Here is an 11,424-nt window from a genome sequence, read left to right as displayed (position 1 = left end):
CTGCTCCCCTGCCCCTTTGCGTCTCTGCGTGAGAAAAAATCATGAACGAAATCTTGTCAATAATCGACAAACTCGCACTTTTCACATTTATCGTGTTCACCATGCTGGGTGCAGGGTTAAGTTTAACTGTACAACAGATTTGGGAACCACTCCGCAACCTCCGCTTAGTCATATCATCGCTGCTGACAAATTTTGTGCTAGTGCCGCTTTTTGTATATTTGTTACTACAAGTAGTACATTTAAGTGAACCACTCAGAGATGGCTTACTGGTCATGGCAGTAGCATCAGGGCCTCCAGCACTACCTAAACTTGCCCACATAGTCAAAGGCAATATAGCTTTCTCGGTGGGATTAATGATGTTGCTAATGCTAGGCACAATTTTTTATATGCCGATTGTATTGCCTTTAGTGGTGGAAGGTGTACAAATTAACTCCTGGGACATTGCCAAACCCTTATTGTTAATGATGGTCAGCCCATTGATCATTGGGTTATTCATCAAAGCAAAATTGAGTGCGATCGCCCCCATTATCCAGCCGATTTTATTCAAATTATCTAATGCTGGATTGCTTTTAGGTCTGGTAGTCAGGCTGATAGTTCACACTAACGATATCATTGGCTTATTACAAACAGGTGCAATTTTAGTTTGTGCCGTTTTCATAGTCTTCTCCTTTACCGTGGGTTATCTTTTGGGCGGCCCTGGTATCGATACCCAACGAGTGCTAGGAGTAGGAACAGCTCAACGTAATTTTGCCGCCGCATTGTTAGTAGCTACAAGTAATTTTGAAGATCCCAGCGTCGTGAGCATCATCATGGTGACGAGTATTTTAATGATGATCGTAGTTTTGATCGCCGGGCCAAAGTTCATAGAACTAGACCAAGGAACAGGTGTAGAGATAAAGCAGGTAGAGGGTTGAAATTCTCCTAACTGACTTGACCTCTAATAATCTGCGTGTTACTGTATACTACACAAGATTGAAATTCTTTAGGAGGCGCAAAGATGACAGCTTTCATCTACAAAATGTATGAGCTGACCAATGCTGCTCCATGTAGTGTGGCCTGCTCGCTTGTGGAGTAAGCCTTTTAACCAAAACAGTGCCTTCAGGTCGTGTGAACGGTCGTTGAACTATTTGAGGTATCTGTGAGCATCCGGTAATTGTATCGGTTTCGTAGTTTTCTAGTTGTCTTCCCGTCGCTGTGTATATCGCAGTGGCTAGTGGTTAGACCCTTGCTACATATCGATGTATGGGTGTATTGCCTCCAATAGTGATTATGGAATAAATGTGTAGCATTACGCTGTCGCAGAGTGCAATATAAATGCGTCAGTGCGTTTGTTCTACCGCTACTTGTTCATGCACTAGGAAGGAACATTTTCGGTCATGGGTGTACGCCACACTCGTGGCCGTTTAATTCATAAGAAATTATGCGGCTACAGGGATCTTTTGTCTGTGGTCGTTTTGTTTTGAGCGGCTAGGGAAGAGATACCCTACGCCGCTCATTGTTTTGGGGTCGTAAGTATCACATAATCACTTTTTGATTTTTGATGACCTTAGCAAAAAAACTAACAAATTATATCAGCCTGATTTCGTTGTTTGTCCACCATTACAATGCAGCCTTAGCTGTTTGAGGAAAAACTTTATGGGTTCTCGAAGCAAGAAATTATTGTCGTATTACAAGCCATATCTAGGATTGCTTTTTGCAGATATCGTATGTGCATTTATTGTTTCAGTAATTACGTTGTTACTTCCCTTGTGTGCAAGATACATTACCAAAAATGTCTTAGAAGTAAATGCACCCAATGCGCTCGGTCAAATATATACAGTCGGCACAGTCATGCTCACTTTGGTTGTGGTTCATGCTTTGTGCAACACATTTGTTGACTATCGGGGGCATATGATGGGAACCATGATGGAAAGTGATATGCGCTGTGACTTATTTAACCATTATCTAAAGCTATCGTTTCCTTTTTATGATCAACAAAAAACAGGTCAGTTGATGACCCGCATCACCAATGATTTGGAATCAATTAGTGAACTGTATCATCATGGTCCTGAAGATATTGTCATCGGGTTAGTAAAGTTTGTCGGTGCTTTTCTTATTTTAATCACTATCAACGTTAATCTGACTTTAATTGTTTTTATCTTCTTTCCTATCATGATACTTTATGCCATATATTTCAATAAGAAAATGAATACTGCCCTAAGAACAAGCAAGGAAAGAATTGGTGATATTAACGCACAAGTTGAAGATACACTGGCAGGTATTAGGGTAGTACAATCGTTTACCAACGAGACAAGGGAAAAGAAGAAGTTTGCATACACAAACACCCGTTTTGTTGAGAGCAGACGAGACGGTTATAAGAGCGAAGCCTACTTTCATGAGGGGATGAATGTCTTTACGCAACTGATGACTATTGTAGTGATTGTCTTTGGCAGTGTTGCTATTGTAAATACTTCTTTGGGTTTAGCCGATTTGGTGACCTATTTGTTATATATTGGCATCCTCATTGATCCAATTCGGAGATTTGTTAACTTTGCCAGACTGTATCAAGAAGGTATCACTGGCTTTGACCGATTTATGCACATTATGCAGGTGGAGCCAGATATACAAGACTCAACAGATGCGATCAAACTTAATCATGTTCAAGGAAATGTGGAATTCAAAGATGTAAGCTTCAAGTATAAAGAAGACTATGACCATGTATTAAAGAACATCTCTTTGAGTATAAAAGCTGGCGAATATGTTGCCTTAGTCGGGGCTTCAGGTGTTGGTAAAACAACCTTATGTTTCTTAATTCCCCGCTTTTATGAAGTAAGCAATGGAGAAATACTACTCGATGGTAAAAATATTAAAGATATCAGCTTACGCTCATTACGAAAGAACATAGGTATTGTTCAACAAGATGTGTACTTGTTTGCTGGGACAGTTTTAGAAAATATTCGCTACGGTAAGCTTGAGGCAAGCCAGGAAGAAATCATTGAAGCAGCCAAAAAAGCGAATGCCCATGATTTTATTATGAGATTACCGGATGGTTACAATACGGATATTGGTCAGCGTGGCGTAAAATTATCAGGAGGCCAAAAGCAAAGGTTGAGTATTGCACGCGCTTTCTTAAAAAATCCACCCGTTATCATTTTTGATGAAGCGACGAGCAATCTGGATAATGAAAGTGAAAAGGCCATTCAAGATTCATTGGAGAAGTTAACCGATAACCGGACAACACTAGTTATAGCCCATCGTCTGTCAACAGTCAGAAACGCACAAAGGATTGTAGTGTTAACGGATAATGGAATTGATGAACAAGGAACGCATGAAGAGTTAATCGAGGTGAATGGTACTTACTCGAATCTGTACAATATGCAACTAAAAATATAAGATATCGTTTAAAGTACAGGCTCTAGCTGTCTAATTGGTATGAAAGAGCCTGAGACTCAAGCACACAGAGAAGTTATTGATGTTGATGGACTAAACCTTGTATTGCGTTAACTGTTATAGCCAAAACGTGCTTAACAAATACGCTAAATCAATAGTTTTACCGTATTATGTATTAGATACACAAATATTAGATCAGATAAAAAACTATATATGAGGTAGCAGATGGTTCAATCACAAGCAAGCTCTTTTGATGCAATTAGTCCAACAGCTTTGATGGTAGCTTATACTAGGCAGTTTACTGATATCCCTTATGGCAAGGAATTAGCTCAATTAGTTAATGCCGAAAGCTTCATAGAACAACTGCAACAAAAAAAATTAAGTCAGCCGAGTGAAGTGTCTGTTCTTGTTGAGGCTCGTTACAAAGCTGTTAATCAAGTAATATCTCAACACTTGCAATTTGAGACTACCCAAATTATCGAGTTAGCATCTGGATTATTGCCTCGTGGTATGGCAATGTCTCAAAATCAAAATATCACTTTTGTGGAAAGTGATTTACCTGCAATGATTAGTCAGAAGCAGCAACTCGTAAAACGATTGATTGGAGAACGGCAGAATTTGCATTTTGAAGCAATTGATGCTACTAATCAACCTAGTCAGTTTCCTTTGAACGTAAATTATTTACATCAAAACCAACCTGTAGTTGTTTTATGCGAAGGATTGTTAACATACCTAACCTTAGCAGAAAAGCAAAAAGTGTTTGCTAATGTTCGTGAGATACTGCGAGTTTACGGCGGTGTATGGATTACACCTGACCTAACCACTTTTGATGGCTTGAATCAACTACGGCAAATTAGTCCTGGGTTGCAAAGACTCAATCAAACTGCAAGTAATGTCTCAGGTCGAGCTATTAATAATTATCACTTTGAAAACATCGGCCATGTGAAACAGTTCGCTTATGAACAAGAGTTTGATATTAAAGAATATAGTATGCTCGAAGTGATGAATCAAATTACTTGTTTAAAGCCTTTAGGGATTGAGCCAGAGGTTGTTAAATCAATGTTGGCTATTGGCTCTACTTTTGTTTTAACCCTTTGCAATTCTTGATGTCTTTACTGGTTTTTTTGTATGTACCCTCGAAAAGGGGAAATAGCAAAAACGAGGTTTGGTATTATTACCTTTAAATTCTGGTTAATGGGGAGCTATCTTTTTTACAGGTGCTTCCGCCAGTGTTAAGGTTATCCTCAGTCTGCACCGTTTGCAATGAGTAAATTTGCTTTACGGGGTTTGGCTCAAAGCATTGCCCTTTTTTGTATACAGACATATACATATCCTTAGTTCAAGATATATAGGACTAATAATTGATTTCTGAAAAAGCTCGGTACAGCTCGAAAAGCCTAATTCCTTATTCCCTACTCCCTACTCCCCGCCCACGTAGATAATTTCAAAAATTAAATACAATTCCTATAGATATTAAAATATCATTCTTTAGTTAGATACTACATTAAATTTGTCGGTTTACTGTAGTTTAGACTGCTCTCAATAATTTTAATGAAAGTTAGTTAAGCCTTTAATACTTTTTAATTATAAATTTTCCATACTTGAAATTGAGGGCGAAATGTTTCTAAATCAGGATATTTTTTCTGCGCTTGTATTAAAATTGCACAAAATTATAGGTTTATTCAAACAGCATTCAAGCAAAAGATTTACCTTTCTATTTGCTGTTAGTCTCAGCTTGAGTTTGATAATTTCTGCTTGCTCTCCAAATCTTTCGGTAATTACTGCATCTATGCCATCATTTAGCATAGGTCAAGATCCAGAAAAAGTAGTTCGGATTGGTCATCAGAAGTTTGGCTCTCTCAGTCTTTTAAGAGCAAAGGGTGATTTAGAGAAAAAGTTAAAATCAATGGGTTTATCGGTGCGATGGAATCAATTTTCAGCTGGGCCGCAACTATTAGAAGCTTTAAATGCTGGTCGGCTTGACTTTGGTCATGCAGGAGAAACGCCTCCCATATCTGCTCAAGCAGCTGGTGCGCCTCTGCTTTATGTTGCCAGTTCACCTCCTAATCCCAAAGGTGAAGCAATTTTAGTCTCAAAAGATTCTCAAATTCGCAATATTGCTGACTTAAAAGGTAAAAAAATTGCCTTAAATAAAGGCTCAAATGTCCATTATCTAGTTGTACAGGCATTGGCAAAAGCTAATTTGAAATATACCGATATTCAACCAGTCTTTATTCCTCCAGCTGATGCTAGAGCAGCATTTGAACGAAAAAAGGTCGATGCATGGGCGATTTGGGACCCATACTTTGCCGCAGCTCAACAAGCTACAGGGGCGCGAATACTTACAGATGCTACAAATATAGTCGAAAATCGGGAGTTCCTTTTTGCTTCTCAAACCTTTGCCAAGAAGCATCCTGACCGCCTGAAAGTCGTTTTAGAGGAAATCAAAAAAGTAGATGAATGGGCAAAACCTAGACCAAAAGAAGTTGCACAAATTCTCTCACCTTTAATTGGAATTGATGCTGGTGTTTTAGAGCAGGTAGCAAAAAGAAGAGCTTATGGCTTAGAACTCATTACCCAGGAAGTTGTTGCTTATCAACAAAGGCTTGCTGATACTTTTTATCGTCTGAAATTGGTTCCTAAAAAAATTGATGTCAGTCAAGTAGCTATGGTGTCTGATCATAAGCCTAATTAAAACTGTTTACAAGCTACATAAGCGATGGGCTAGGCTCCACCGTAGGCTATCGCATTCTTACACTTATAGCTAAAACACTCAAGGAGTCCAGTATCAATGGAACTATTTTGGTTTATTCCAACCTACAGTGATGGTCGCTATCTCGGAACAGCAACAGGAGGGCGTGCTGCTAGCTATCCATACTTGCGTCAAATTGCTCAAGCTGTGGATCATCTAGGCTACACGGGTGCTTTACTTCCCACAGGACGCTCATGTGAAGACGCTTGGATTATAGCATCATCCTTAATAACAGTAACTCAACAGATGCGTTTTTTAGTGGCGATTCGCCCTGGGTTGTCGTCTCCTGGCATGGCAGCACGGATGGCGGCTACACTTGACCGCATATCCAATGGACGCTTGCTGATAAACATCGTGACGGGGGGCGATCCGGTGGAATTGGCTGGTGATGGAGTTCATCTCAACCACACAGCACGGTATGAGTTGACAGATGAGTTTTTGTCCATTTGGCGAGCAATTATGACCGGTGAAGAAGCCAACTTCAGTGGTAAATATTTTCAAATCAAAGGCGGCAAGCTACTTTTTCCTCCTGTACAAACGCCCTATCCTCCTTTATGGTTTGGCGGTTCATCACCGATTGCCCAGCAAATTGCAGCTAACCACATTGATGTGTATCTGACTTGGGGAGAACCACCGCAGCAAGTAGCCGAGAAGATTAATGCAGTTCGGAAGTTAGCTGCCGAACAAGGTAGAACTTTACGTTTTGGGATTCGTTTGCATATCATTGTCCGGGAAACTGAGAGCGAAGCTTGGGATGCTGCCAATGATTTAATTAAGTATGTCGATGAAGAAGCGATCGCCAAAGCTCAAAAAGTTTATGCTCGTTTAGATTCCGTTGGGCAACGCCGCATGACGCAACTGCACAGTGGCAGTCGTGAAGCATTGGAAGTCAGTCCTAATCTCTGGGCAGGAGTCGGACTGGTGCGAGGTGGCGCAGGTACAGCCTTAGTAGGAGACCCCGATACTGTCACGGCACGGATACTGGAATACGCCGAACTGGGAATTGAAACTTTCATCCTTTCGGGATATCCGCATTTAGAAGAAGCTTATCGAGTAGCAGAATTACTTTTCCCCCGCTTACCACTTCAGAATTTACCTACTACAGCACAACAGCACGTATTAAGTCCTTTTGGTGAAATTGTCGCCAACCAAGATTTTCCTAAGCAACAACCTACCGCAGAAGGAGCTTCAAAATGAAAAAAAGTCGATTTTATCAAGTAGGGTTTCGGCAGCTAAAACCTTGGATTTTGCCGATTGTTCTAATTATTCTTTGGCAATTACTGGTAAAATCTGGCTGGCTTTCTACAAGAGTATTGCCTGCCCCTTCAGATGTAATACTTGCAGGAATTCGTTTATCCCGTTCTGGGGAACTGTGGCGAAACCTGATTATCAGTACAATCCGGGCTGTGATTGGGTTCTTGCTGGGAGGTAGTATTGGCTTTGGGTTGGGATTACTTAATGGATTGGCTCGTCCAGCAGAGGAGTATTTGGACACCTCAGTGCAGATGATTCGGAATATTCCTCACTTAGCGTTAATCCCACTTGTAATTTTGTGGTTTGGCATTGGCGAAGAAGCTAAGATTTTTCTTGTGGCATTGGGAGTATTCTTTCCCATCTATCTCAATACCTTTCACGGAGTTCGCACGGTTGATCCAGAACTGATTGAAATGGCGAAATCCTATGGCTTGCATGGCTGGTCTTTATTTAAGCGAGTCATCTTCCCAGGCGCATTAGGTTCAATTATCGTTGGTCTACGTTATGCCTTGGGAATTATGTGGCTAACCTTGATTGTTGCTGAAACAATCACACTCGACTCTGGCATTGGGTATATGGCAATGAACGCTCGTGAGTTTATGCAAACCGATGTGGTTGTCTTGAGCATTTTGCTTTATGCCTTGCTGGGCAAGTTAGCAGATGTCGCTGCCAAAGCTTTAGAAGATAAATGGTTAAGGTGGGATACTAACTACCAAGCTGCTTAAAGTTTAGCTGGCTGCAACAAGGCAAAAGTTTGGAAGCAAAAATTTAATATCCCCTACTTACTTTTAATTCTTTCTGGTGTACTTAGTTCATGACGGTTACTTATTATTCAAAATTCTGTTGCACTTTTTAAAGAGGTTTGTAAAGATGGCACCCTTACAAGGCGTAGAGGTAAAAGTTATGGGTCTGACAAAGACCTATGGTAATAATCAGGTGTTGCAGAGTCTCGATTTAGAGATAGCACCAGGAGAGTTTATTGCGATCGTTGGACGCAGTGGTGGCGGTAAAAGTACACTCTTACGGATGATAGCTGGGTTTGAAAATCCCAGTGACGGTGGAGTTTTAATCGACGGGGAGCCATTGCGCGGGCGTAATCGCAACGCGCGAACAATGTTTCAAAATGCTCGCCTGTTACCGTGGGACAATGTTCTAGGGAATGTGGGATTAGGATTGAACAAAAAAGACTGGCGGCAAAAGGCAGAGAAGGCGCTAGAGCAAGTAGGTTTAAAAGAACGAGCTAAGGATTGGCCATCTGTCCTTTCGGGAGGACAAAAGCAAAGAGTGGCACTGGCTAGGGCTTTAGTGCGAGAGCCGCGCTTACTAATGTTGGATGAACCCCTTGGTGCTTTGGATGCGATGACTCGCATTGAAATGCAGCGATTAATTGAAAAAATCTGGCATGAACAAAAATTTTCGGCGTTCTTGATTACTCATGATGTGGATGAAGCAGTAACGCTAGCCGATCGCATCATACTCATTGAAGATGGTCGAGTCACAATGGATCAGCGCATATCGCTACCACGTCCTCGCAAACGCAAAGACCCAGAATTCCTCACTCTGGCAGAAGAAATCTTAGAGCGCGTTATGGGTGATGAAGCAGGTCTAATTAATGGGGAAGCAGAAAAAGTTCAACAGCTAGCACAGACTAAAGGTTAAATGAGCTATTAAAGTAAAAACAAAAAACGGACAGATGCTAGGAGAGCTAACCGTGAATTCTGTAATCTGTCATCCATTAGATGGAGAGACAATACCGACAAACCCTATCTTAATTGAGGGGTATGCGATCGCAACCGAAAACTGTACCATTAGATGCGTAGAGCTATCCGCCGATGGAGGAGAAACTTGGATACAAGCAGAGCTTCAAGAATCACAGCATCCCTGGGCTTGGCAATTTTGGCACAGCCAGATAAATCTCAAAAATGTCAAAAACCGAGTTATTGTGCGTGCCTGGGATTCTGCTGGTAACACTCAACCAGAAGATATCAAAACGATTTGGAATTTCAAGGGATACATGAATAACTCTTGGCATCAAATTGAGGTGACTAGATAGCCTTGAATAAATTGAGCAAATTAAGGATATCTCACGGTAAATCCTATCTAACTTAAAAGAACCTATGAGCCAGTCAAATAGTTCAAAAGATAATAATACGGCTGCCACCAGCAGCACAACATCAGCAGAATCTCGTAAGACAAAAAAAGCGGCAGCAAAAATTACAACTGAGTATGCCGAGGAAATGGCACCTGAAAAAATCGTTGTAGATCAGCCACCGCCTAAACCAGACTATCCTCGCTACCGAGTTCATCCCGGACAGCCCATCACCTTGGCTAATTTCGATCCAAATGCCTCTGAGGACTACAAGAAAAAGAAGCATATCGAGGAAGAATTGGAAAAGCAGCGTCAACGGTTGCAAAATTTGCAAGAACGGTTATACGCTGAACACCAACGTAGTTTGCTAATTGTGCTGCAAGCGATGGACACCGGGGGTAAAGACGGTACTATCAAACATGTATTCGGTGGTCTTAACCCACAAGGCTGTCAGGTTTGGTCATTCAAAAAGCCCAGCGATGAAGAATTAAGCCATGATTTTCTTTGGCGCTACCACCAGCGCGCACCACAACGGGGGATGATTAGCATCTTCAATCGCTCTCATTATGAAGATGTGTTAATTGTACGAGTCAAACAGCTAGTACCGGAGGATATTTGGCGTGCTCGCTATCAATTAATCAATGAGTTTGAGCATATGCTGACACTCAACAACATTACTGTTATCAAGTTTTTTCTTCATATTTCTAAAGACGAACAAAAACGGCGCTTAGAAAGTCGGCTAGAAGATCCAGATAAGCATTGGAAGTTTTCCAGCAATGACTTAAAAGAGCGAGTACTGTGGGATGACTACCAAGCGGCATTTGAAGACATGATTAACAATTGCTCGACTGCTCATGCTCCCTGGTATGTCGTACCTGCAAACAATAAGTGGTATCGTAACTTAGTAGTAGCTCGAACGATCGCAGACACTCTAGAGGCAATGAACCCACAATTTCCATTAGCAGAAAAGGGTTTAGAAAATATTGTGGTTCCAGATTAAGCATGAGAGCGATTTTTTTCGGGGGAGATGGGGCAAGAATTAACCAAGGGGTTTAAACATTAATCATCCCAAAGACCTTGAAACTTGGTAGATGCAAGTTCGGTGTAACGAACAGGATGCTGAATATTTTTATGCCCCACATAACTCTGAATTGTTCGGGTATCAATAACTCGATTCGCCAGATAATAACCTGTTCCATGCCGCAGCATATGGGCATGGACAGGTAAAGGTAAGCTCGTTCAACAATGCGGGCGATCGCAATTTACGGATATTGCATTTGCGGCTTATTCATGTGAATATTCTATCAGTAAAATACGGCAATCTGCTTGGTTTACCGTAGTATTTATATTGATTTTAGCTTAAACGTTCTACGTATCCTCAACACTCTCAAAAGCTTATGGATATCAACACCCAACAAATAAAAACTGATGTACTTGTCATTGGTGGCGGTACAGCCGGGACAATGGCTGGAATTAAAGCCAAACAAGCCAATCCTGATGCAGAGGTGCTGATTTTAGAAAAAGCTAACATCCGACGGAGTGGTGCGATCGCAATGGGTATGGATGGCGTGAATACCGCAGTTATTCCCGGACATTCCACCCCAGAACAATACGTCCGCGAAATCACCCTAGCTAACGATGGCATTGTCAACCAAAAAGCCGTATATCAAACAGGCAAATTAGGTTATGAAGTTATCCAAGAATTAGAAAGTTGGGGTGTGAAATTTCAAAAAGATGCCCAAGGCAACTATGACTTAAAACAAGTGCATCGTGTGGGTAAATATGTCTTACCCATGCCAGAAGGTAAAGACCTCAAAACAATTCTCACCCGCCAAGTCAAACGCCACAAAGTCAAAGTGACAAATCGCGTCATGGCAACCCGTGTGTTAGTCAAAGAAGGACGTGCTGGGAGCAACGCGATTTGGTGAGGTAGGATCAAAAACCAGCGATCGCTAAAAAT

Annotated in this window: 9 protein-coding genes and 2 pseudogenes; 10 read left to right on the top strand and 1 reads right to left on the bottom strand. The window is 41.3% G+C overall.

Annotation, left to right across the window (positions count from 1 at the left end):
• Positions 1 to 41 precede the first annotated feature (41 nt).
• From ACFE90_RS30100 to ACFE90_RS30060, 9 genes are all read left to right on the top strand, one after another.
• Complete coding sequence (locus tag ACFE90_RS30100; RefSeq protein WP_375506023.1) at positions 42 to 914, top strand: bile acid:sodium symporter family protein; 873 nt, start codon at positions 42 to 44, stop codon at positions 912 to 914.
• 721 nt (positions 915 to 1,635) lie between these two features.
• The gene (locus tag ACFE90_RS30095) at positions 1,636 to 3,372 is read left to right on the top strand and encodes an ABC transporter ATP-binding protein (RefSeq protein WP_375506022.1); all 1,737 of its coding nucleotides are present in this window, start codon (positions 1,636 to 1,638) and stop codon (positions 3,370 to 3,372) included.
• A gap of 222 nt (positions 3,373 to 3,594) precedes the next feature.
• A complete protein-coding gene (locus ACFE90_RS30090) occupies positions 3,595 to 4,476 on the top strand; it encodes a class I SAM-dependent methyltransferase (protein WP_375506021.1) in 882 nt (293 codons plus the stop codon).
• A gap of 682 nt (positions 4,477 to 5,158) precedes the next feature.
• On the top strand, positions 5,159 to 6,064 hold the full coding sequence (locus ACFE90_RS30085; RefSeq protein ID WP_375506020.1) for a sulfonate ABC transporter substrate-binding protein: 906 nt from the start codon (positions 5,159 to 5,161) through the stop codon (positions 6,062 to 6,064).
• Positions 6,065 to 6,160: 96 nt separating this feature from the next.
• Complete coding sequence (gene ssuD / locus ACFE90_RS30080; RefSeq protein ID WP_375506019.1) at positions 6,161 to 7,318, top strand: FMNH2-dependent alkanesulfonate monooxygenase; 1,158 nt, start codon at positions 6,161 to 6,163, stop codon at positions 7,316 to 7,318.
• A complete protein-coding gene (ssuC, locus tag ACFE90_RS30075; RefSeq protein ID WP_375506018.1) occupies positions 7,315 to 8,100 on the top strand; it encodes an aliphatic sulfonate ABC transporter permease SsuC in 786 nt (261 codons plus the stop codon). Before ssuD ends, ssuC begins: the two co-directional genes overlap by 4 nt.
• Before the next feature lie 145 nt (positions 8,101 to 8,245).
• Positions 8,246 to 9,034, top strand: a complete 789-nt coding sequence (locus ACFE90_RS30070) for an ATP-binding cassette domain-containing protein (RefSeq protein ID WP_375506017.1) — start codon at positions 8,246 to 8,248, stop codon at positions 9,032 to 9,034.
• 52 nt (positions 9,035 to 9,086) lie between these two features.
• Complete coding sequence (locus ACFE90_RS30065) at positions 9,087 to 9,428, top strand: hypothetical protein (RefSeq protein WP_375506016.1); 342 nt, start codon at positions 9,087 to 9,089, stop codon at positions 9,426 to 9,428.
• A 64-nt stretch (positions 9,429 to 9,492) separates the two neighbouring features.
• The gene (locus ACFE90_RS30060; protein WP_375506015.1) at positions 9,493 to 10,464 is read left to right on the top strand and encodes a polyphosphate kinase 2 family protein; all 972 of its coding nucleotides are present in this window, start codon (positions 9,493 to 9,495) and stop codon (positions 10,462 to 10,464) included.
• 59 nt (positions 10,465 to 10,523) lie between these two features.
• On the opposite strand, the pseudogene ACFE90_RS30055 reads toward ACFE90_RS30060, so the two are convergent.
• Positions 10,524 to 10,676 (bottom strand): annotated as a pseudogene (locus tag ACFE90_RS30055) (tyrosine-type recombinase/integrase); the annotation flags it as partial.
• Between the two features lie 185 nt (positions 10,677 to 10,861).
• Here ACFE90_RS30055 and ACFE90_RS30050 point away from each other — a divergent pair.
• Positions 10,862 to 11,371, top strand: a pseudogene (locus tag ACFE90_RS30050) (FAD-binding protein); the annotation flags it as partial.
• Positions 11,372 to 11,424: the final 53 nt, after the last annotated feature.

The sequence above is a fragment of the uncultured Nostoc sp. genome, assembly GCF_964245445.1.
In the GTDB taxonomy this organism is placed as follows: Bacteria; Cyanobacteriota; Cyanobacteriia; order Cyanobacteriales; family Nostocaceae; genus Nostoc.
The sequence above is the reverse complement of the archived record's forward strand: the minus strand, read 5'-3'. Positions and strand labels throughout refer to the sequence as shown.